We start from the raw sequence: 21,039 nt of genomic DNA, 5'->3' as shown, positions 1-21,039 counted from the left end.
CGCCGAAGCGGTGTCCCCTACTCGTTTGTGTATTCCTCCACCACGGTGGCGCCGAGCTCGCGGACGATCAGCTCACGGCCGGACAGCGCCGATTCGACGAGGTCGGGATCGTCCTCCTCGGGGATGTCGTCCTCCGGTGCGACGGGGACGGGCGCGGGCTCGCCGACTGCGGCGGGCGGCGGCCCGGAGGGGGCGGCGGACCCGGCCGGTTCCGGCACGGCGGCCGACGGGGCGGGCCCGGCCGGCGCGGCAGGAGTCGGGGGGGCGTACGACTGCGCGGGCGCGGAGGCCGCCGGGCGGGGCGGCTGCGCCGCAAAGGGCCGGCTCGCACCCGTCTGGGGCTGCGGCTGGGGTGCTCCGCCGCCCGACGGGTCGACGACGGCCTCGATCTTCCACTGGACGTTGAACTGCTCGGCGAGGCACTGCCGCAGCACGTCCTCGCTGCCGCTGCTGACGAAGTTGTCGCGGGCGCCGGCGTTGAGGAAGCCGAGCTGGAGCGTGTTGCCGTCGAAGCCGGTGACCTGGGCGTTCTGGCTGAGCAGGATCCAGGTGAACCGGCGGCGGTTCTTCACCGCTTCCAGGATGGCGGGCCACATGTTCCGGACCTGTGCCGCGCCCTGAGCCATCGCGGGCGAGGCGGCCGGTGCCGCTGCGGCCGCGGGTGGCGTCGTGGGAGCCGGTGCGGGTGTCGCGGCGGGCTCGGGCGCAGTCGTCGGCCTGCCCTGTCCTGGCGCGGCCGCTGTGGGCCAGGCGCCGGGGCGCTGGGCGGCCGCCTGGCCGCCGCCGGTTCCGGGTGCGGTGGCGGTGGGCCAGGAGCCAGGGGCGGGCGACGCGGGTGCCGGCGCCGACGGCTGGGGCGGCGCGGCAGGGGCCGGGGCCGGCGCCGACTGGGCCGCGGTGGGCCAGGAACCGGGCCGCGGTCCTTCGGCGGCGGCCGGCTCGGGCTGTGTCGGCTGCGAGGGGGCCTGGGTCGCCGGTGCCGGAGCGACCGGGGTCTGGGCGTCGGGCGCCGGGGCGCCGTGGTCGGCCGGGCTCCCGCCGCGCGCCGCAGCGCGGGCGGCAGCGACGCCGCCGCCCGGCGGCAACGGCGGATGCGCCTCGGGCCCCGGCACGTACCCCATCGCGGGGCCCGCTCCCGCGGGCGCGAACACGGCTCCCCTCTCCAGCCGGTCCAGCCGGGCCTGGAGGGAGCGCTCGTCGTCGTACGCGGCGGGAAGCAGCACCCGCGCACAGATCAGTTCCAGCTGGAGGCGGGGCGAGGTGGCGCCCCTCATCTCGGTGAGTCCCGCGTTGACCAGGTCCGCGGCGCGGCTGAGCTCGGCGGCGCCGAACACCGAGGCCTGGGCCTGCATCCGTTCGACCACGTCGGCCGGGGCGTCGATCAGACCCTTCTCTGCGGCGTCCGGCACGGCGGCCAGGATGACCAGGTCGCGCAGCCGCTCCAGCAGGTCGGCGACGAAGCGGCGGGGATCGTTGCCGCCCTCGATGACCCGGTCGACGACCTCGAAGGCCGCGGCGCCGTCGCCGGCCGCGAACGCGTCCACGACGGCGTCGAGCAGCGAGCCCTCCGTGTAACCGAGCAGGGCCGTCGCCATGGCGTATGTCACACCGTCCGCGCCGGCGCCGGCGAGCAGCTGGTCCATCACGGACATCGAGTCGCGCACCGAGCCCGCACCGGCCCGCACGACGAGGGGCAGCACGCCGTCCTCGACCGGGATGGCCTCCTTGGCGCACACCTCGCCCAGGTAGTCGCGCAGCGTTCCGGGCGGGACCAGCCTGAAGGGGTAGTGGTGGGTACGCGACCGGATGGTGCCGATGACCTTCTCCGGCTCGGTGGTGGCGAAGATGAACTTGAGGTGCTCCGGCGGCTCCTCGACCACCTTCAGCAGAGCGTTGAAGCCCGCCGAGGTGACCATGTGCGCCTCGTCGATGATGTAGATCTTGTAGCGGCTGCCCGCGGGCCCGAAGAACGCCTTCTCCCGCAGGTCGCGGGCGTCGTCCACACCACCGTGCGAGGCGGCGTCGATCTCGATGACGTCGATGGACCCCGGTCCGTTGCGCGCGAGGTCCTGGCACGACTGGCACTCCCCGCACGGCGTCGGCGTCGGCCCCTGCTCGCAGTTCAGGCAGCGGGCGAGGATGCGCGCACTGGTCGTCTTGCCGCAACCGCGCGGCCCGCTGAACAGGTACGCGTGATTGACCCGGTTGTTCCGCAGCGCCTGCTGCAACGGGTCCGTGACATGCTCCTGCCCGATAACCTCGGCGAAGGACTCCGGGCGGTAGCGGCGGTACAGCGCAAGGGACGACACACCTACGAGGTTATCGGGGCCCACGGACAACCGGCCCCGCCGCCGGGGAACCCCGGAACGCGAGCGCCCCCCACGCACCCGCCAGAGCCGACCTACCCTTGCTGCCTTCCGGCCCTGGGGGAGTTCAGTCAGATAGCGCCACGTGAGGGGCTGCGCCCAGCCTACCCGATCCGGCACCCCGGAAAGCACCCCGCCACCGCGCCGTACCCACCCCGGGACCCGCCTCGGCCGATACCCCGGGGAACGGGTTCGCGAGCACTCCTCAACGTCTTGTATTGTTTGCGGCGGAGGATTCGCCTAGAGGCCTAGGGCGCACGCTTGGAAAGCGTGTTGGGGGCAACCCCTCACGAGTTCGAATCTCGTATCCTCCGCCAGTGCCTCACCGGGCACGATGTCGAAGGGCCCCACCGTTCGCGGTGGGGCCCCTCGACGTGCTTGGTCTCAGTTTTGGTCTCATCTACTTCGGATATTCGCCCTCGAATCCCTATGTCACCCTCGGCAGGGCGCCAGACATATGCCCGTGACTGGCCCAGCTGACCCTCAGTGGGGCGCGACTACGATCGCCAGCATGGACTGGCTGGAGCGGGCCGCGACGTTGAGGCAGTGGACCAAGGGCGGGGCACGTGCTCCCCACAAGCCGCTGCTCCTGCTTTACGCCCTCAGCCGGTTCCAGGAGGATGCCGACGGCGAGCTGGTCTACAGCGCGGTGGAGGAGGACCTGAAGCGGCTGCTGGCCGAGTACGGTCCACCCAACAGGACAACGCCCGCCTACCCCTTCCACCACCTGGCCAGCGACGGAGTGTGGGAAGTGCGCACCGACCGCGGACCCGGCAGCCCCGGAAGCGCGGTGCGGGAGCTGCGGGCATCCAGGGCTGCGGGGCGGCTGACGCCGGAACTGCGGGCGACACTGCGACGGGAGCCGTCGCTGCTGGGCCGGATGGCGCGCGTACTGCTCGAGCAGCACTTCCCGCCCTCCCTGCACAGCGAACTGTGCGAAGCGATCGGACTGGAGCTGGAGCAGGCAGAGACGGGCTGGTTGTCGTCCGCGCGGCGGCAGCGGGACCGGCGGATGCGGGAGCTGGTACTGACTGCCTACGAGTACCAGTGCGCCTTCTGCGGATACGACGGGCGGATCGGGGCGGCGCCGGTCGGACTGGAGGCCGCGCACGTGCGCTGGTGGGCGTTCGGTGGCCCGGATGACGTCGACAACGGCCTCTGCCTGTGCTCGCTGCACCACAAGCTCTTCGACAAGGGCGTCCTCGGTGTCGGCGACGGCCAGCGCATCCTCGTCTCGCAGCACTTCGTCGGGCGCAGCCCCGCGGCCCGCGAGCACGTCATAGCCCTCGCGGGCCGCCCGCTCATCGGCCCGCAGCCGGGCGTCCACCCCGTGGCGGAGCACCACCGCTCCTGGCACACCAGCCAGGTCTTCCACGGCACCCCGCGCCCCGGCGCAGATCTTCCGCGAAGCCGATCTCGCGGGGCCTCGCGCAACCGCCCGCAGGTCAGCCCTCGTGCTCCCATGGGTTGAGCAAAAGCGCGCCAGTCCGGGCCAGGTGCTTGACGTTCCGGCTCACCAGGGTCCACCCGTTCGCGAGGGCCGTGGCGGCGATCAGCGCATCCGGCGGATCGATGCCGGCTCCGGCGCTCCTCAGTTTCCGATGAAGGGCGAGGTACGCGAGGGCCTCCCGTTCTCCGATGGCCGCGATCCGGTCGCTGTGGTCAACGCGAATGGCGTCGAGCGCCAGCGCGAAAGCGGCACGCCGTGCCAGGTCCGGGCCGACATCGGCGAGATGCTCGACCTCGAGCCGGCCGCCGCCTTCGACGCCGCCCTGATCACAGGCGGACTTCCGCTGATCTGCGCGGAGTGGCGGCCCGGAGCCGATATCTGGGAGTTCCTCCGCGACTCGCTCGACAACCCGATCTCGGCGCTGCTGGTCTCCGCCGAGCGGTCACTCGCCGCGGAGTTCCCACCGCAGGCGATGAGCAGGGAGGTCCTGCGGGCAATCGGGAGCGGCGAGAGAACCTTCACCAACATCGCTCGCGCGGCGGGCGGCATCGCCCACACCACTCTCACCCGAGCCACTGACGTCCTGACCGGGAAGCGGGTGGTGGCAGCCGAGCTGCCCCTCTCGCTGAAACCGTCGAAGGAACGCCGTTACCGCGTGGCCGACCCCTATCTCCGGTTCTGGCTCGCGTTTCTGGATCCGCACATGGCGGAGATCGAGCGGATGCTGGGGGATCTTGCGCTGAGCCGGATCAAGGAGCAGTGGACGAGCTGGCGGGGGCGCGCGATCGAGCCCCTCGTCCGGGAATCCCTCGCCCGCCTCCTGCCGGACGGGCTCCTGCCCGCCGCCCCCGCGATCGGCGGGTACTGGACCCGCAGCAATGACGTCGAAATCGACCTGGTGGGCGCCGACCGGCAGCCGGTGGCCAAGAAACTGCTCTTCCTCGGTTCGATCAAGTGGCTCGACAACTCCGCGTTCGACAGCCACGACCTGGCGGCACTGCAAAAGCACCGGGCAGCGATCACCGACGAGCCTGTACCGCTCGTGGCGGCCTCGCGCAACGGGACCGCATGTTCCGGGCTCCAAGCGGCGTACGGACCCGAAGAACTGCTCGGCGCCTGGCGCAGGGCGTGATCAGGAGCCGGACTCCTGTGGTTGCAGTTCTGGTTGCATTCACCCCCGTCCGGCCCGTTCGAACGGGGCAACCCCTAACGCTCCGCCGCAGGTCAGGACGGGTACGACCCCCGCCGGACCCCCGTACGAACATTTGGAGAGCGTGTTGGGGGCAACCCCTCACGACCGTCCAGGGCCTCGCCGGGCACGATGCCGAAAGGGCGTTCGCAGTGGGGCCCTTCGACGTGTGTCAGCCTTCGTCGCCCTGGTCTTCGTCCACAAAGGCTGTGTCGTGGTCTCCCCGGATCGCCGTTCCGCTCTTCCGGGCCACCTCCTTCATCAGGTGGTCGGGCACGTGCCGGCACCGGGCCCGCATGCTCGCGGCGCAGCCGCGCTCCCAGCCCATGACCTGATCGATGACCCGGTCGGGGCTCGGGCAGCCGCACTGTGCGCACCCTCAGGGGCTCGCGGCACCCGCCGCCAGGTCAGCCTCGTGCTCCCGCGGATTGATCGGCTCCTCCACGGAGCGGTCAGGGCCCCAGCCTGTCGTCGGCTGGGCGGCCCTGCACCCCGACGGATACGGCGACCCTTCGCAACCGGGCGGTTCCAGGTGCGTAACCGGACATTCGTACGCGCGACACCACGAAATCCGCTGCTTCGTGACAACCGTCACGTCTCCCCGGACACCTGGGTCGCCGGTTAGTAGATACCGCTCAGGCGACATATGCGATTTTGTCCGCCTTGACACAGACATAGCCCGCATGGGACCTCGGGGCCTTCAGCTCACTCACCTGCGCCTTATGTTTCCCAGCGCAAACAAAGGAATCTGACGGGCCGCCAGGAGAGTCCGTGCCGCGGGAAACGGTGCCAGCACGCCGGGGCGGACGTTTCAAGAGCCCCTCTCGTCTACGACCCCGGTTAGTACCCATGGCCGTTGCCTTGTGCAAACACGGGCTTTAAGAATGGCGGCCCGCAAGGCGTCTCCGCAGCTCAGGCAAAGGGATCTGTGCAGGGCTGGACCCCCACCGGAGGCGCTCCGCGAACACCGAGTGAGGTCACGCATGAGGAAGCACCGCAGGAAGACGCACTACCGGAAGGCGGCCGTCGCCGTCCTCGTCATCGGCGCCGTGGGTGTTCCCTCCGCCGCCATGGCCTGCATGGACACCCAGGAGGACGCGGGCAGCCGACCCCAGGGCCAGTGGCAGAGTGCGGACTCCGCGAGCCGGTGGAGGCAGGCCGCCTGGGACCAGGACGGCACAGGGGAGCAGAAGGGCGGATGGCAGCAGAAGGGCGGATGGACCCAGGAGCGGGCCGCCCGTCAGTGGCAGTCTCCCGCCCCGTCCCCGAGCGCACCCGGGACCACCACCCCGGCGCCGACCGCCCCCGCCTCGAAGACGCCCGCGGCCCCGGCACCGACCGCACCGGTGACCAAGGCCCCGGCGACCAAGGCACCGACCGCCCCGGCGACCAAAGCTCCCACCGCCCCGGCGACCAAGGCCCCCACCGCCCCGGCACCGGCCGCCCCCGCGCCGGCGACCGGCAGCACCGCCCGCGTCCTCCAGCTCGTCAACAGCGAGCGCGGCAAGGTCGGGTGCTCCCCGCTCACCCTGAACGCCAAGCTGACGAAGGCCGCCCAGGACCACAGCAAGGACATGGCCGACCACAAGAACATGTCCCACACCGGCTCCGACGGGTCGAACCCGGGCGACCGCATCACGCGTGCCGGCTACACCTGGAGCACGTACGGCGAGAACGTGGCCTACGGCTACGCCACGCCCGAGAGCGTCATGGCGGCCTGGATGTCCAGCCCGGGTCACAAGGCGAACATCCTCAACTGCTCGTTCAAGGAGATCGGCATAGGTCTCGCGCAGCCCGACAACTACTGGACCCAGGACTTCGGCACCGCCCGATAAGGCCTGACAACGAACACCTGGTCCCGGACGGGCTGCGCCCGCCGCTCACGACGCCGAAGGCCGGACCGTTCCGACTCGTTCCGACGGTCCGCCTTCGTCGTCGCCTTCCCGCTCCCGGCCCTTCAGACGATGCCGGCGGTCCGGTGCATCTCCGCGAAGAACTCCGTGGGCGGGGTCACCCCCGCCGTGACCCTGGCGAAGGCGTCCATGGCCGGGCGGCTGCGCGACACCGCGGCGAGCAGGTGCTGCAGCTCCGGGGTGGGCGGGTCCAGCGCGGCGAGTTCGGTGGTGAACTCGTACATGGGCATGACCTGTTGGTCCCTGCTCCGCTGGTAGTCCCGCATGGCCTCGTCGAACGGACGTCTGCCGCTGAAGGTCTCGTCCAGGGCCCGTGCGCAGAGTTCCGCGTCGCGGAAGGCATCCTGGATGCCCTGGGCGGTGATGAAGTCCTTGAGGTATCCGGCGTCGCCGACCAGTGCCCAGCCCGGCCCGTAGGGCTTGCGGAAGAAGTTCGGGACGGCCGTGCCGACGAGCCGTTCGACGCGCCTGGCCGCGGCAGCCCGTTCCGCGAACGGCGGGACGAGCGCCATGGTGGCCAGGTAGCCGGCCTCCGCGTCCTTCCGGTTCGCGGCGAAGTCCCGCATCGGGAGTCCGCAGATGACCAGGGTCAGGCCGTCGTTCGTGGGCCAGGCGGCGAAGGCCCGGTCCGGCCGCACATATGTCTCGAAGCGGCCGTGCACCGGCAGCCCTTCCCAGTACGAGTAGTAGCTGCACTGGAGCCGGGGCTTCTCGGCGTAGCGGACCGCGCCCACGGTCTTCGCGACAAGCGAGTGGATGCCGTCCGCTCCGAGGACGACACGGGCGTACTCCGTGACGGTCCGGCCGCCCGCGGCGTGGCCCCTGATCCCGGTGACGGTGTCCCCTTCGATCACCAGTTCCTCGACGGCGAAGGCCTCGCGTACCTCCGCGCCGGACTCCGCGGCCGCGTCGACGAGGATCTTGTCGAGGACCGTGCGGCGCGGCGCGTACGAGGCCTCGAAGCCGAGCCCGGCCGGTGACCCCTCGAAGGCGACCGGACCGAAGTCGAAGGAGTACGTGTCGATGGGCGGGCACCCCGTGGCGACGACCTGCGGGAGCAGCCCCCACCGGTCGAGGGCGGCGATGCCCGGCGGGTGGACGAGGTGCGTGGAGAGCGTGTCGCTGGGGAACGTCGCGCGGTCGACGACGAGCACCCGGTAGCCCGAGCGGGCCAGCAGCATCGCGGTCGGAGCGCCCGCGCAACGTGCTCCGACGACGATTGCGTCGTAGACCTTGGTCGTCATGACCTCACCTCGCCTCTGCCGTGGTCACCTCTGGTGTGGTTCTCAGGAGAACGCTAGGCGGCGGGACAGGGTCACCGCTTCGAGAAAACGTCCCGTACGGGACGTGGGTATTTCTGCGTACGCGGCACGGAGGCTGCCGTACCCATGCGGCGCGGGGTCAGACCAGGCCGTGCCGGTGGGCGTACGCCGTGGCCGCCGAACGGGACGACACGCCCAGCTTGAGGAAGATGTTGCTGACGTGCCGCGCCACGGTCTTCTCGCTCAGGAACAGGTCGCCGGCGATGGCCCGGTTCGACTTGCCCACCGCGACGTGCCGCAGCACCTCCAGTTCGCGGGCCGTGAGCAGGCCGGCGGCTCTGGCCGGGGCCCCGATCGCGAGCTCCTCGGCGCGCAGCAGGTCGGGGGTGGCTCCCACGTCCCGGAAGGCCGACTTCGCGGCCTCGATCTCCAGTCGGGCGGTGACCTCGTCGCCCGCCTCCCGGCAGGACAGGCCGAACAGCAGCCGGGCTCGCGCCGCGTCATAGGGGGTGCCGAGTGCGCAGAACGTGCCCACTGCCCGGGCGAGTACGGCCTGGGCTCCGCGCGCGTCGCCCTCGGCGAGCAGTACGGCGCCCTCCGCCGCCTCGGCGAGGGCCTCCAGCATGGGGGCGTCCAGTCGTTCGGCGGCCGACGCCAGTTCCCGCTGGGCGGCGCGGGCGTCCTCGGTGTGGCCGGACGCGAGCGTGATCTCGACGTAGGCGGGAAGGATCCGGCAGCGCGACGGCGCGTCCGCGGCTCCGTCGAGTGCGGTGCGGATCGCGTGCTCGGCGGCTTCCGTGTCCCCGTCCGCCAGCAGGCAGAGCGCGAGCCCCGGCTGCGCGGTGTGCCCGTAGCCGATCGCCTCGCGGTACGCCTGCCGGGCCCGTTCGTACTCGCCGCGCAGCCGGTGCAGCTCGCCGAGCTGGTAGTAGGCGGCGTCCGCGGACTGGGCGGAGGGCGTGGAGCGGAGCCACCGGCAGGCCTTGTCCGCCTCGTCCAGGGCGGCGGTCCAGTCGCCGCCCAGGCGCATGATCTCCACGCGGTGGGCCATGCACACACCGCGGTACGGCACCAGCTCCCGCTGCGCGGCGACCCAGCGGGACAGCTCGTCCGTCCACTCCCGGGCGCGGCGCAGGTCGAAGATCTCGTGGCAGACCGCGATCACCGCGCAGTACGCGAGTCCGGAGACGACCGGGGACACCTCGCCGGCCGTCACCGCGACCATGGCCTCGTCGAGCAGCCGGACCCCCTGCGCCGGGTCGCCGAGGCGGATCAGGCTGTCGCCGAGGGAGACCAGGGCGAAGCTCGTCAGGTCGGTGTCCCGGAAGCGCGTGGCGTACGCGAGTGCCTGCTCGGACATGGCCTTGCAGCGTGGGATGTCCACGGCGAAGTAGCTGTGGAAGCCCTCGAGGGCCAGGAGGTAGCCGGCCTCGACGCAGTCCTCGGCTTCGGTGTCGAGCAGTCTGCGTCCCCGTGCGGTCCAGCCGGTGCACCGGGCCGTCTCGCCGTTCACCGCCAGGTCGATGCCCAGCCAGAAGACACAGCGCACGGCACGCGGCGCATCGCCGCGGCTCAGCCATGCGTGGTACGCCCTGGCCCACAGGTCGTCGCTTTCCCGGTCCCTGCCGATCATGTGGGCGGCGAGCGCCAGCCGTTCCAGGTCGTCGGGGCCGAGCGGACGGTGCCGGTCGGCCTCGGCCAGCTCCGCGTACGCCTCTCCCCACTCGACCCGTGACATCGCCGGGTCCGCGGAGTGCGGCGTTGCGGCTGAGTGCATGCATCCAGTCTCCCAGGACCCGTAGGGGGAAGCCGGATCCTGCCCGCAGGAGGCGGCTTCCCCCTACGGGTCACGCCGCGCGACTGTCCCTTGTGGCCGGACGTGTCCGCGGAAAGCGGCCGGGAGAGTGGTTCTGCGGAATTCCGCCCGCGAGGTGTCGAGAACGCGTTGCCCGCTCCGACGTCCCCTGTGAGAGTCGCCCACGAGGGGCGGCAGGGCATTCCCGGAAGGGGCGACGTCATGAAGTACCTGGTGATGGTGCAGGGCTCGCAGGCGGACTACGAGGCGATGAAGGGCAAGGGCTCTCCGCAGAGCCCGGCCTGGAGCGAGGACCAGCTGCGGGCGATGTTCGCGTACATGGAGTCGATCAACGACGATCTCGCCGAGTCCGGGGAACTCGTCGACGCGCAGGGACTGGTCGAGCCCGCCCGGACCCGGTTCGTCACGGCGGACGAGGACGGACGGCCGGCGATCACCGACGGTCCCTACGGGGAGACGAAGGAGCTGCTCGCCGGCTACTGGGTGCTGGACTGCGCGAGCCTGGAACGGGTCACGGAGATCGCCGCGCGGGTCGCACAGTGCCCCGTGCCGGTGGGCTCCCCGGAGTACCCCGTGGTCATCCGGCCGATCGACGAGGGTGATGTGTGACGCGTACGTCCGAGGTCGAGGACCTGCTGCGCCGGCACGCGCCGCAGGTCCTCGCGTGCCACTCGTACGCGGTACGGGCACTACGGGGGTACGGGAACTTCGGGCCGGCCGGATGGGACTGCTGGAGCCGGCACCGCCCGCTCCCGGCGGGCGTCATCCCACGGGGGTCAGGGACGGAGTCGCGAGGACGGGCGGCCGGAAGGCGGACGTTCCCGCGCCGGCCGGGATGCCGGGCAGGGGCGGGGCCTCGTGGGCGCCGTCGGGGTGGGGGTCGTGGCTCAGGTACTCCTCGCGGTAGCGGCGGCACTCGCGGTGCCAGGTGAGGATGCCGGCGAGCCAGTCCTGCAGCTCGGCCACATGGGTGTCGAGAGCGGCACGCGCCCCGGGGGACAGCCCGTGGTCGTCGCAGAGGACCGGCAGCTCGTTCTCCTTGATGTGCAGGAACTGGCGCAGCCGGGAGTTCATGAGGTCGTCGACGATCCCGAGGGCCGTCGGGTAGTCGCAGTCGAAGAAGTTCTGCACGACGAGGACACCGTTGTGCACCTCGCCCTCGTACTCGATCTCCTTCTGGTACGAGAAGACGTCGTTGATCAGGGTCGCGTAGTCGACGGCCGCGTTCTCCAGGGCCTGGAGGGTGCCGCTGCCGAGGATCTCGGGCGGGATCTCGCCCGCCTTGCGGATGCGGCTCAGGCTCATCGTCATGTCGGCGCCGAAGGTGAGGCGCCGCATCTCGATGTAGTCGACGGGGTCGGGGATGCGGTTGGCCGCCTGGTTGTGGAGCTCCCACAGCCAGCTGTCCGTCATGTCCTGGACGGTGGTGCGGAATCGGGCGCGCGCCTCGGGGTCCATGGGGCCGGCGGTGCGCAGCCACAGGTCGGCGAGCCCGCGCTCCAGGGCGTTCCCGGCCTGCGGGGTGGAGCCGCAGTCGAGCGGCATGAAGAGGGCCAGCCGTTCGTTGCACTGCTGCGCGCCCGCCAGGTCCCTGGTGCGGCCGTAGACGACGGGGTAGTAGTCGTCGCCGTAGGTGCCCCAGGTGAGCCAGGCGGCGCTGAGGTCGAGTTCTTCGAGGGTCGCGTCGGGGTCGAGGCCGGCCGAGCACAGCGCGAAGTCGTAGCCGACGAGTTTGTGTTCGTCCCAGATGTGCGAGCCGGGGACGCCGGGCTGCGGCTCCAGCAGTCCCATCCGGCCGGACCAGTCGACGAGCGTGCGGCGGGACGTCTCCAGGTGCGGGCACAGGCGGGTCTCGAACGGCAGCCGGAAGTCGGGCAGCAGTGACGGACCGGTCCTGTGGAACGGGACGTGGGTGAAGGTGCGGGCCCTGGCCGCCTCGGCCCGCGGGGTCGTGGGGCGGCCGATGCTCAGCGCGGACAGGCCCAGGGCGCCCAGGGGCAGGGTGAGGTACGGCGGGAGGGCGGGGCTTCCGCCGTGGGCTCCTTCGTTCATGTAGCGGCTGGACACCATGTGCCACTCGTGGCCGCCGGACTGCCAGTCCTGGAGGCCCTTCGCATAGGCGAGGACCGCGGCGCGGGCGGCCGGGTCGAGGCCGTGCTCGGCGAAGAGCGGCTCGAGTTCGGTGAGGGTGGTGTGCTCGAACTGCTGGAGGCGGGACGTCAGGAGGTCGTTGACGGCTTCGGCGGCCTCCTGGGTGGTGCAGCCGAGGAACTTCTCCAGGACGAGGATGCCGTTGCTGAGTTCGCCCTCGTCCTCGACCTCGCGCTGGTACGAGAAGATGTCGTTGCGCAGGTGTACGGCGTCGGAGAAGGCGTCCCTGAGCACCCGCAGCGGGCGGGAGCCGGCGATCACGTCCGGTACCTCGGCGCGGGCGGCGAACTCGACGAGCCCGGCGGACCAGGGGGCACCGCCGACCTTGCGGCGCATCTCGATGTACTCGACGGGGTTGGCGACCCGGTCGGCGTTGATGTTGGACAGTTCCCAGAGGGACTCGTTGAGCAGGTTCACCGTGCTCTCGGAGAACCGCTCGCGCCAGGCACGGGACATGGCGGGCACGGTGCGCGTCCAGAGGTCGGCGAGCCCGGCCTCGACCGGGTTGGTCGGTTCGGGGGTGCCGGTCTCCGGGTCCATCGGCATGAAGGCGGGCAGCCGGTCGAGGTAGGCCTTGCCGCCCTCGCGGTCCTGGGTGCGCTTGAAGATCTCCAGGAAGTGGTCGTCGAAGAAGAAGACCCACACGTACCAGTCGGTGACCAGGGCCAGGTCCTCGGCCGTCGCGTCGGGGTGGGTGTAGGAGCACAGCAGGGCGTAGTCATGGGATTCGAGGTCCTGTGTCTCCCAGATGCCGGAACCCTCCAGCATGCCCATCCCGCGGGCCCACTCCCTGGTGTGGGCGCGGGCCTGCTCCAGGTGTGGGTTGAGGCGCGCCGGATACGGCGTGTAGAAGTCCGGCAGCTGAAACGGCTGGGGCACGGTCCGCGGCCTTTCTGTCGGGTGTCATGCGTCTGTCCCGCATGGTGCGGCACCCGGGTCTACCCATGTCGCGACCTGTCCACAGCCGACCCCTATTAGTCATACAAGTCACACCATCAGTCAGTGCCTGTGTGTCAAGCGGTGCATCGCACCGAGGCCGAGGGGATCATCGGACCATGGACAAGACGCTTCGGCTCGCCCAGCAGCCGGACGCCGACGAGCTGCTCGGCAGGAGTCCCCTGGCGGCGCTGGTCGGCATGCTGCTGGACCAGCAGATCCCCATGGAATGGGCCTTCACCGGCCCGTACACGATCGCGCAGCGCATGGGCGACGACGACCTGGACGCCCGCGCGATCGCGGTGTACGACCCGGACCAGTTCGCCGCCCTCCTCTCGGCCAAGCCCGCGGTGCACCGCTATCCGGGGGCCATGGCCAAACGGGTGCAGCAGCTGTGCCAGTACCTCGTGGAGCACTACGACGCGGACGCCGCGGCGGTGTGGCGGGACGCGAAGAGCGGCGCCGACCTGCTGGAGCGGCTGAACGAGCTGCCCGGCTTCGGCAAGCAGAAGGCCCAGATCTTCCTGGCCCTGCTGGGCAAGCAGTTCGGCGTGCGGCCGGCCGGCTGGCGGGAGGCGGCCGGGTCGTACGGGGAGGCCGGCTCGTACCGCTCGGTCGCGGACATCACCGGACCCGAGTCACTCGCCAAGGTCCGCGCCTACAAGCAGGAGACGAAACGCGCCGCGAAGGCCGCCAGAAGCGCCAAGAGTCCACAACAAGGGTGACTTGCCGCGCACCTGTTCCCAGCCGTCCGGCCGGTCGCTAGCTTTCCCCCACCTCTGTTCGCACGGGAAGGACGCTTGTGAACCCATCTCCTCGCAGAGCTCTGGCACTTGTAGCCGCCACGGCGCTCGCGACGCCCCTCCTGCTCGCCTCCGGCGGACCTGCCGCCGCGCACGCCCGTCACCACGACCCGGCCAAGGACGCGGCGAAGCTGTCCCGGAAACTGGTCCGCGAGTCGTCGGCCCGGGAAGCGCACCAACACCTGCGGATGTTCCAGAAGTTCGCCGACGCGGCCGGCGGTGACCGGGCGGCCGGCTCGCCCGGGCACGAAGCCTCCGCGAAGTACGTCCACGACCTGCTGAAGCGGGCGGGCTACCGAGTCTCGTACGACTCCTTCGAGTTCACGTACATCGAGACGCTCGCCGAGAAGCTCTCCGTGGTCTCCCCCGTTCCGCGCAACGTGGAGATCAAGGCGATGTCGTACACCAAGTCCACCCCGGTCGGCGGTATCAACGCGGTGGTCGCCGTGGTCCCCGTCGACGCCACCACCGGCTGCGAGGCCACCGACTACGCCCCGGGCGCGTTCACCGGCCGCATCGCCCTCATCAAGCGCGGCGGCTGCACCTTCGCGGACAAGCAGAAGGCCGCCGCCGAGGCCGGCGCGGTCGGCGCGGCCATATACAACAACACCACGGGAGCCCTCAGCGGCACCCTCGGCGACCCGGCGGCAGGCCGGATCCCCACCGGCGGTCTCACCCAGGAGGCGGGCGAGGCGCTGGCCGCGGAGGCAGCCAAGAGCGAGGTCACGGTCGCGTTCGAGATCCGCCAGCTCCAGGAGAAGCGCACCACCAGCAACGTGATCGCCGAAACCCGGGGCGGCGACCCCACGAACACCGTGATGCTCGGGTCTCATCTCGACTCGGTCACCGAGGGCCCCGGCATCAACGACAACGGCTCCGGTTCGGCCGGTCTCCTCGAAGTCGCCCTGGAACTAGCCGAGACCCACAAGAGGCCCCACAACAAGGTGCGCTTCGCATGGTGGTCGGCCGAGGAACTCGGCCTGCTGGGTTCCGAGGACTACGTCGCCGGACTCACCGAGGAACAGCGCAAGCAGATCAAGCTGTACCTCAACTTCGACATGATCGCCTCGCCCAACCACGCCCAGTTCGTGTACGACGGCGACAACTCCGACGGTGTCGGCGCCCCGGCCGGCCCCGAGGGATCGGCCCAGCTGGAGAAGGCCATAAACGACTTCCTCGACAGCAAGGGCAAGCCGCACGAGGGCACGGACTTCACCGGCCGCTCCGACTACGGCCCGTTCATCGAGGTCGGCATCCCGTCCGGCGGCACCTTCACCGGAGCCGAAGGCATCATGACGGCGGACCAGGCCGCGAAGTACGACGGCGAGGCCGGCGTCGCCTACGACGCGTGCTACCACGCCAAGTGCGACGACCTGGACAACATCGACATGGCGGCCTTCGACACCAACATCGACGTGATCGCCAACGCCGTGGGCACCTACGCCCATGACATCAGCTCGCTGAGCAAGCCGGTCCCGTTCGAGCCCACCACCGGCGGTACGGGCAGCGGTGGCGGACTGCACGACGAGCACGGCCACCTCGCCACGGAGTAACCGGCGGCAGCGGCGCGCCGCGGGCGTTCAGCGCCTGCGGCGCGCCGTGCCGAAGAGGGAGCGGGTGATCTCCCGGCCCAGCCGGGTGCCGATCGACCGGGCCAGCGAACGGAACACCCCGCTGCCGAGGACCTGTTCGGCCAGCGACGGCTCCGCCCGGCCGCGCCCCCGCGCGGCCTCCCGCTCCCTGCCCGTCTTCTCGGCGACCCCGGCCGCCTTCGCCGCCTCGGCCTCCTGTGCGGCACGCTCCGCGGCCGCCTCGGCGGCCTGCTGTTCGGCGCTGAGCCTCTCGTAGGCCGATGTACGGTCCACCGCCTCGGCGTACCGCGCGTGCAGCGGCGACGCGGCCACCGCCCGTTCCCGGACCGCCGCTTCGACCCTCGTTGGCGATCCGGCGGCCCATGAGCGACCGCGGTGCCCGCAGCGGGGTCGCCGCGACGGGTGTCGGGGCGGCCCGTCTCGCTCAGGACGGTGACGACCGCCTCCCCGATGCCCAGTCCGGTCAGCACCTCCTCCAGGTCGTACCGCGAGTCCGAGAACGTCTTCACGGTTGCCTTCAGCGCCTTCGCGTCGTCCGGGGTGAAGGCCCGCAGGGCGTGCTGCACCCGGTTGCCGAGTTGGGCGAGCACATCGGCCGGTACGTCCTCGGGGGTCTGGGTGACGAAGAAGACGCCGACCCCCTTCGAGCGAATCAGCCGCACCGTCCCGGTGACCGCCTCCAGTCCCAGAGCAGCGCTCCGAGGTCGAGCGCGGGCCCAGTGAAGCCGTAGCCCGCCGCGATCTCGGCGGCAGGATCGCCGGGCGAATCACCGGACGGACTGCTTCCACTCATGGTTTGCTCCCTTTTGTCGCCAAATGCGACTTTTGCATCGCCAATCCATGGCTGCGCCCGGAGCCAATGGCCCGGTAGGCTTTCCGTGTGATCTTCAAGCGCATCGGCAATGGGCGGCCGTACCCCGACCACGGCCGGGAAAGCACCCGGCAGTGGGCGGACGTCGCGCCGCGCCCGGTCCGCCTCGATCAGCTCGTGACGACCAAGGGGCAACTGGACCTCGAGACGTTGCTCGCCGAGGACTCCACCTTCTACGGCGACCTCTTCGCGCACGTCGTGAAGTGGCAGGGCGACCTCTATCTGGAGGACGGGCTCCACCGCGCCGTGCGGGCCGCGCTCCAGCAGCGCCAGGTCCTCCACGCCCGGGTCCTCGAACTGGACTGACACCCGGAGCACACCCACTGATCCTTTCGGGTCGCTCTGCGCGCCATCCGATGATCATTTAGTACGCATGGTCGCGAGTCGCATTACGCTGCGCCCATGAGCATGCTCACACCCCCCGGCATGGGCGGCGAATATCGCATCACGGGTGACAAGTACCCGCGGATGCGCCGCCCGCCGCGCCGTCGCCGGATCGTGTTCGTGGTCCTGGCCTGCACCGTGGCCCTCGGCATGGCCGGCTGGGGAACCGTGCAACTCTTCGACGTGTTCACCGGTGACGGTGCGAGGACCGCGGCCATCCGGAAAGCCGGCTGCACACCCGCTCCCGCCCCCACGGCCACCGCGGCGGCGCCTCCGCAGCCCGGCCAGATCACGGTGAACGTCTACAACGCGACCCCCCGCGGCGGTCTCGCCAAGACCACCGCCGACGAGCTGAAGAAACGCGGTTTCGTCATCGGCAAGGTCGGCAACGCCTCGGCGGACTACGACAAGAAGATCGCCGGCGCCGGCGTACTGCTCGGCTCGGCCGAGGCGTACGACGGCCCCTTCGAGGTCCTCGGGGCGCAACTGGCAGGTGCCGAGCACAAGGTCGACACCCGCACCACCCGCGACGTCGACCTGATCATCGGCACGGGCTTCACCTCGCTCAGCGCACCGGCGGACGCCGCGAAGGCCGTGGCCGCCCTGGCCCAGCCCGCGCCCGCCGTCACGGACTGCAAGCGGTAGGCGCTGCAAACGGTGGGCACCCGCGGACGCCGTCGGCCGTACGCCCTCGGGCCGGCCCGCACGCCCCCGGAAGCAGGGCGGCACCGCGGACGAAACGCCCGGGACGGGCCGGTGAAACGCCGGGACGGGTCGGTGTAACGCCCGGGGCCGGGTCCGTCGCTCGACGGACCCGGCCCCGGAGCGGCCGTGATCGGTGGTGCGCACTCGGCAGGAGTGCTCGGTGATGTGTGGTCGGCGATGCGATCGGTGACGGCCGGGCGGTTACTCCGCGGCGCCGTACATGCGGTCGCCCGCGTCGCCCAGGCCCGGCACGATGTAGCCCTGCTCGTTGAGGCGCTCGTCGACCGACGCCGTGACGACGGTGACCGGCGCGCCCGCCAGCTCCCGCTCCATGATCTCGACGCCCTCCGGCGCGGCCAGCAGCACGACGGCCGTCACATCGTCGGCACCCCGCTTGATTAGCTCCCGGATGGCCGCGACCAATGTGCCGCCGGTCGCCAGCATCGGGTCGAGGACGTACACCTGGCGGCCCGAGAGGTCCTCCGGCATCCGCGTCGCGTAGGTCGACGCCTCCAGCGTCTCCTCGTTGCGGATCATGCCGAGGAAACCCACCTCGGCGGTCGGCAGCAGCCGCACCATGCCGTCGAGCATGCCCAGGCCCGCCCGGAGGATCGGAACCACCAGCGGGCGCGGGTGCGACAGCTTCACACCCGTGGTCCGGGCCACCGGGGTCTCGAGGTCGACCTGTTCGGTACGCACGTCCCGGGTGGCCTCGTAGGCGAGCAGGGTGACCAGCTCGTCGGCGAGCCGCCGGAAGGTAGGGGAATCGGTGCGCGAGTCACGCAACGTGGTGAGTTTGTGCGCCACCAGCGGGTGGTCGACGACATGAATCCGCATGACGACCACATTAACCGGGCCCGGGACCGCCTCGTGCTGGCATCAATCGGCCATCCGGAGGGAAGGTGGGGTCATACGATTCCGAGGCTGGGGTGGTGTCGCCGATGCCGGACCCTGACGAACAGGACATACACAAGTCCAGAAGCAGCCGGCAGGACGAAGAGGAGCCGGCGGAGGGCGACCTGGACCGACGGCGCCGCCGCGCCCAGTTCCTGCGAGAACTGCACGAGGCGAAGGCCCTCAGGGACCGTGTCCAGCCGCGCAGGGCCCGCGCCGCGAGGATGCGTCAGGCGATGCGTATGCGCACCTTCCGCTGGTAGGCGGCCGGGGCACTGGACGGCCGTTCCGGCGAAAACCCCTGACGACGCAAGAGCGGAAGACCTCTCGTGAACGCGCGGTTTCTGCCACGATGCCGGTTGGGCGGGGCTCCGAACAGCGCATCCGCTCAGATCCTCCGGCCGGGGGGACCTCCAGCCGGCACCGCCTATGACAGTGGGAGAGTCACGGTGTACTTCGCCGCACTGCTCGCGCGCACCGAAGACGGGTGGGAAGCGAGCGACACAGAGCTCGACGATGTGGAGACGCTGTCCGATCTGACGGACCTGGCCCGTGAGGCCTCGGTGAACGAGGACACGGTGCTGGTCTTCATCGAACAGGAAGACGCGTGGTTCGGCGTCGTCCGCGTGGAAGGCGAGGACGACCCACGTGTGTACGTGTCGGACGCCGCCTCGGCTGCCCGCTCCTCTTACGGGGCCATGCTCACCGATGAGCTGCTCGGCAAGGACGAGGACGACGACGAGCTGGACTCGCTCGACCTCGACGGAACCGAGGAAGGCGAGCCGGAACGGGAGGAGGACACGGCGGACGAGTCCGACGCCGTGCCCGTCGGCCCGCTCGGCGACTCCGAGATCCTCGCGGACCTCGGCATGTCCGCCGGGGAGCTGCGCTCGCTCAGCACGGACGCGCTGGCCGAGATCGCCGACATCCTGGGCGCCTCCGAGATCCTGGAGGCCGTCCGCTAGTGACGGATCCGGTACGGGCGCCCTGGGAGGCGCCCATGCGGCTCGCGCTCGAAGAAGCCGCACGGGCGGCGCTGGCCGGGGACGTCCCGGTCGGCGCCGTCGTGCTGGGCCCCGACGGGGAACTGCTCGCCACGGGGCACAACGAGCGCGAGGCGACGGGCGACCCGACGGCGCACGCCGAGCTGGTCGCGATCCGCCGGGCGGCGGAACGGCTCGGCGAGTGGCGCCTCGCCGGCTGCACCCTGGTGGTCACACTGGAGCCCTGCACGATGTGCGCGGGCGCGATCGTCCAGTCCCGGGTGGACCGGGTGGTGTACGGGGCACGGGACGAGAAGGCCGGCGCGGTGGGATCGCTGTGGGACGTCGTCCGCGATCGCCGGCTGAACCACCGGCCCGAGGTGATCCTCGGCGTCCTGGAAGCCGAGTGCGCGGCCTCCCTGACCGCGTTCTTCCGGGACCGCTGACCCGCCGTTCCCCGGGACTGCGGGCGCCGATCCGCCGGTTCGACGGCCGACCGCGGGCCGCCGGCTTGCGGGCTTGCGGGCCGCAGGCTGCGGACTGCGGACTGCGGACTGCGGACTGCGGACCATGGAGCCCCGGATCGCCGACTCCCACGCATCGACTGCGCGCGGACGTCGGCGCACGCGGACATCGGCGCGGCAGTGCCCGGGGGCGGCTCGGACCCCCGACCACGCCACGCCCGTCCCGGCCGCTGACGGCGCTTCTGCGGGGCGCCGGCGGCCTTCGACGGACGGAGGCCCGGAGAGGCTGCCTCCGGGACCGTGGAAGGGCCGCCGGAAGCCCGCATGGGGCAGGCCCGGGAGGGATCCGGATACGGATTTCAGAACACGGCCCACCTTGGGCTAAGCTCTCTCCCGGTAGCGTGTCCGAGCGGCCGAAGGAGCTCGCCTCGAAAGCGAGTGTGGCGCAAGTCACCGAGGGTTCAAATCCCTCCGCTACCGCTCTTTCACGAAGGGCCCCGGCACATCGCCGGGGCCCTTCGTCGTTCCACGGCCCGCACGGTGCAGAGGATGCGGGCGAGAGGGAACCGATATTCCGGAGGAGCGCCGTCCGGGGGGTTTGACGCTCCCCCAGTCCAGACCGGACCTCGGCGCGGGCCGCGTTCGGAGGACAGCACGGGCCGGCACCTCCGCAGTGAGGTCCTGCTCCCGGCGGCTCCTGCCGGATCCCCGGGGGCTCATCACCCATCCTGCCGCCCGACGGCTCCCGGCGGGCCGGACAAAAGGCCCCGGCCACCGGGACCTTGGTCCCGAGGACGTACGAACCGGCGCCAGGACCGCACAGCGGACAGCGAGGGACGGAGACGGGACGGCAGCCGGACGGGGACGGGCCCGGGCGAAGACGGACGGACACCGGACGGACGCCGACGACGCACCCGGCCCGCCGCCGGACCCCCGGCCGGACACGCCGGGCCACGCCCCACAGGCCGCACAGGCCGCACGTGCCGCCGCCGAATCACCGACGCAGGGCCACTGGAGTGACGCCCGGGTGCGGTTACACTCGCGACCGGACAGGGGACCCGAGGGGGAGGACACGTGGTCGTGCAGGCGAAGAAGGTCGCTCTCTACGTCGTCGTGGTCTTCGTGCTGTACACGATCATCAACTCCCCGGCGCGCGCGGCGGATCTTGTGCAGGTAGGGTTCGAGGGCATTTCGAGCGCCGCGCAGGGCGTCGGCGAGTTCATGACCGCACTGGTGAACTGACCCGGCGACGGTCCGTTC

The 21,039-nt window shown here is 71.2% G+C and carries 19 protein-coding genes, 2 tRNA genes, 1 other RNA gene and 2 pseudogenes; 14 read left to right on the top strand and 10 right to left on the bottom strand.

Annotated features, from left to right (window positions below; translation table 11 throughout):
- Positions 1 to 17 precede the first annotated feature (17 nt).
- Positions 18 to 2,309 (bottom strand): DNA polymerase III subunit gamma and tau, encoded by a 2,292-nt coding sequence (locus ACZ4Z5_RS04505; RefSeq protein ID WP_468256474.1) that lies wholly within the window; start codon positions 2,307 to 2,309, stop codon positions 18 to 20.
- Positions 2,310 to 2,365: 56 nt separating this feature from the next.
- An RNA gene (gene ffs / locus ACZ4Z5_RS04500) (signal recognition particle sRNA small type) lies at positions 2,366 to 2,464 on the bottom strand.
- 131 nt (positions 2,465 to 2,595) lie between these two features.
- Between ffs and ACZ4Z5_RS04495 the strand changes: the two genes are divergently transcribed.
- Both ACZ4Z5_RS04495 and ACZ4Z5_RS04490 read left to right on the top strand, forming a co-directional pair.
- Positions 2,596 to 2,683: transfer RNA gene (locus ACZ4Z5_RS04495), tRNA-Ser, on the top strand.
- Positions 2,684 to 2,877: 194 nt separating this feature from the next.
- Positions 2,878 to 3,837: a phosphorothioated DNA-binding restriction endonuclease gene (locus ACZ4Z5_RS04490; protein ID WP_468256472.1), complete on the top strand. Its 960-nt coding sequence runs from the start codon at positions 2,878 to 2,880 to the stop codon at positions 3,835 to 3,837.
- On the opposite strand, the gene ACZ4Z5_RS04485 is transcribed toward ACZ4Z5_RS04490, so the two are convergent.
- The gene (locus ACZ4Z5_RS04485) at positions 3,812 to 4,006 is read right to left on the bottom strand and encodes a type II toxin-antitoxin system VapC family toxin (RefSeq protein WP_468256645.1); all 195 of its coding nucleotides are present in this window, start codon (positions 4,004 to 4,006) and stop codon (positions 3,812 to 3,814) included. The genes ACZ4Z5_RS04490 and ACZ4Z5_RS04485 overlap by 26 nt on opposite strands.
- 78 nt (positions 4,007 to 4,084) lie before the next feature.
- Between ACZ4Z5_RS04485 and ACZ4Z5_RS04480 the strand changes: the two are divergent.
- A pseudogene (locus ACZ4Z5_RS04480) lies at positions 4,085 to 4,948 on the top strand (ATP-binding protein); the annotation flags it as partial.
- A 1,040-nt stretch (positions 4,949 to 5,988) separates the two neighbouring features.
- Positions 5,989 to 6,840: a CAP domain-containing protein gene (locus ACZ4Z5_RS04475; protein WP_468256470.1), complete on the top strand. Its 852-nt coding sequence runs from the start codon at positions 5,989 to 5,991 to the stop codon at positions 6,838 to 6,840.
- A 122-nt stretch (positions 6,841 to 6,962) separates the two neighbouring features.
- Here the strand turns inward: ACZ4Z5_RS04475 and ACZ4Z5_RS04470 are convergent, their stop codons facing one another.
- Both ACZ4Z5_RS04470 and ACZ4Z5_RS04465 read right to left on the bottom strand, forming a co-directional pair.
- Positions 6,963 to 8,162, bottom strand: coding sequence for an NAD(P)/FAD-dependent oxidoreductase (locus tag ACZ4Z5_RS04470; RefSeq protein ID WP_468256468.1), 1,200 nt, complete (start codon positions 8,160 to 8,162; stop codon positions 6,963 to 6,965).
- A gap of 157 nt (positions 8,163 to 8,319) precedes the next feature.
- Complete coding sequence (locus ACZ4Z5_RS04465; RefSeq protein ID WP_468256465.1) at positions 8,320 to 9,957, bottom strand: helix-turn-helix transcriptional regulator; 1,638 nt, start codon at positions 9,955 to 9,957, stop codon at positions 8,320 to 8,322.
- A 240-nt stretch (positions 9,958 to 10,197) separates the two neighbouring features.
- On the opposite strand from ACZ4Z5_RS04465, the gene ACZ4Z5_RS04460 reads away from it, so the two are divergent.
- Entirely contained in the window at positions 10,198 to 10,605 is a 408-nt protein-coding gene (locus ACZ4Z5_RS04460) for a YciI family protein (protein ID WP_468256462.1), read from the top strand.
- Between the two features lie 153 nt (positions 10,606 to 10,758).
- On the opposite strand, the gene ACZ4Z5_RS04455 is transcribed toward ACZ4Z5_RS04460, so the two are convergent.
- Positions 10,759 to 13,026, bottom strand: a complete 2,268-nt coding sequence (locus ACZ4Z5_RS04455; RefSeq protein ID WP_468256459.1) for a terpene synthase family protein — start codon at positions 13,024 to 13,026, stop codon at positions 10,759 to 10,761.
- A 176-nt stretch (positions 13,027 to 13,202) separates the two neighbouring features.
- On the opposite strand from ACZ4Z5_RS04455, the gene ACZ4Z5_RS04450 reads away from it, so the two are divergent.
- Both ACZ4Z5_RS04450 and ACZ4Z5_RS04445 read left to right on the top strand, forming a co-directional pair.
- A complete protein-coding gene (locus tag ACZ4Z5_RS04450; RefSeq protein WP_468256457.1) occupies positions 13,203 to 13,808 on the top strand; it encodes an HhH-GPD-type base excision DNA repair protein in 606 nt (201 codons plus the stop codon).
- A gap of 101 nt (positions 13,809 to 13,909) precedes the next feature.
- Positions 13,910 to 15,439: a M28 family metallopeptidase gene (locus ACZ4Z5_RS04445; protein WP_468256642.1), complete on the top strand. Its 1,530-nt coding sequence runs from the start codon at positions 13,910 to 13,912 to the stop codon at positions 15,437 to 15,439.
- 27 nt (positions 15,440 to 15,466) lie between these two features.
- On the opposite strand, the gene ACZ4Z5_RS04440 is transcribed toward ACZ4Z5_RS04445, so the two are convergent.
- From ACZ4Z5_RS04440 to ACZ4Z5_RS04430, 3 genes and pseudogenes are all read right to left on the bottom strand, one after another.
- A complete protein-coding gene (locus tag ACZ4Z5_RS04440; RefSeq protein WP_468256639.1) occupies positions 15,467 to 15,751 on the bottom strand; it encodes a helicase HerA-like domain-containing protein in 285 nt (94 codons plus the stop codon).
- Positions 15,752 to 15,942: 191 nt separating this feature from the next.
- Positions 15,943 to 16,140: pseudogene (locus ACZ4Z5_RS04435) on the bottom strand (helicase HerA-like domain-containing protein); the annotation flags it as partial.
- Positions 16,131 to 16,271 (bottom strand): hypothetical protein, encoded by a 141-nt coding sequence (locus ACZ4Z5_RS04430; RefSeq protein WP_468256454.1) that lies wholly within the window; start codon positions 16,269 to 16,271, stop codon positions 16,131 to 16,133. The gene ACZ4Z5_RS04430 and the pseudogene ACZ4Z5_RS04435, both read right to left, overlap by 10 nt.
- A gap of 87 nt (positions 16,272 to 16,358) precedes the next feature.
- On the opposite strand from ACZ4Z5_RS04430, the gene ACZ4Z5_RS04425 reads away from it, so the two are divergent.
- Together ACZ4Z5_RS04425 and ACZ4Z5_RS04420 are read left to right on the top strand one after the other, a co-directional pair.
- Positions 16,359 to 16,655: a type II toxin-antitoxin system VapB family antitoxin gene (locus ACZ4Z5_RS04425; RefSeq protein WP_003999914.1), complete on the top strand. Its 297-nt coding sequence runs from the start codon at positions 16,359 to 16,361 to the stop codon at positions 16,653 to 16,655.
- Between the two features lie 96 nt (positions 16,656 to 16,751).
- Positions 16,752 to 17,378, top strand: a complete 627-nt coding sequence (locus tag ACZ4Z5_RS04420; protein ID WP_468256452.1) for a LytR C-terminal domain-containing protein — start codon at positions 16,752 to 16,754, stop codon at positions 17,376 to 17,378.
- A 261-nt stretch (positions 17,379 to 17,639) separates the two neighbouring features.
- Here ACZ4Z5_RS04420 and upp read toward each other — a convergent pair whose 3' ends face one another.
- On the bottom strand, positions 17,640 to 18,275 hold the full coding sequence (gene upp, locus ACZ4Z5_RS04415) for a uracil phosphoribosyltransferase (RefSeq protein ID WP_468256449.1): 636 nt from the start codon (positions 18,273 to 18,275) through the stop codon (positions 17,640 to 17,642).
- Between the two features lie 104 nt (positions 18,276 to 18,379).
- Between upp and ACZ4Z5_RS04410 the strand changes: the two genes are divergently transcribed.
- The 5 genes from ACZ4Z5_RS04410 to ACZ4Z5_RS04390 all read left to right on the top strand — a co-directional run bounded on the left by ACZ4Z5_RS04410 (position 18,380) and on the right by ACZ4Z5_RS04390 (position 21,021).
- Positions 18,380 to 18,595: a hypothetical protein gene (locus tag ACZ4Z5_RS04410; protein WP_468256446.1), complete on the top strand. Its 216-nt coding sequence runs from the start codon at positions 18,380 to 18,382 to the stop codon at positions 18,593 to 18,595.
- A 186-nt stretch (positions 18,596 to 18,781) separates the two neighbouring features.
- The gene (locus ACZ4Z5_RS04405) at positions 18,782 to 19,297 is read left to right on the top strand and encodes a tRNA adenosine deaminase-associated protein (protein ID WP_468256444.1); all 516 of its coding nucleotides are present in this window, start codon (positions 18,782 to 18,784) and stop codon (positions 19,295 to 19,297) included.
- A 35-nt stretch (positions 19,298 to 19,332) separates the two neighbouring features.
- On the top strand, positions 19,333 to 19,761 hold the full coding sequence (gene tadA, locus ACZ4Z5_RS04400; protein WP_468256441.1) for a tRNA adenosine(34) deaminase TadA: 429 nt from the start codon (positions 19,333 to 19,335) through the stop codon (positions 19,759 to 19,761).
- A 413-nt stretch (positions 19,762 to 20,174) separates the two neighbouring features.
- Positions 20,175 to 20,259, top strand: a tRNA-Ser gene (locus ACZ4Z5_RS04395).
- Between the two features lie 600 nt (positions 20,260 to 20,859).
- A complete protein-coding gene (locus tag ACZ4Z5_RS04390; RefSeq protein ID WP_468256663.1) occupies positions 20,860 to 21,021 on the top strand; it encodes a hypothetical protein in 162 nt (53 codons plus the stop codon).
- The last annotated feature ends 18 nt before the right edge of the window (positions 21,022 to 21,039 follow it).

The organism is Streptomyces sp. NPDC030222, from assembly GCF_055573115.1.
This window is presented reverse-complemented; position numbering and strand designations above follow the sequence as displayed.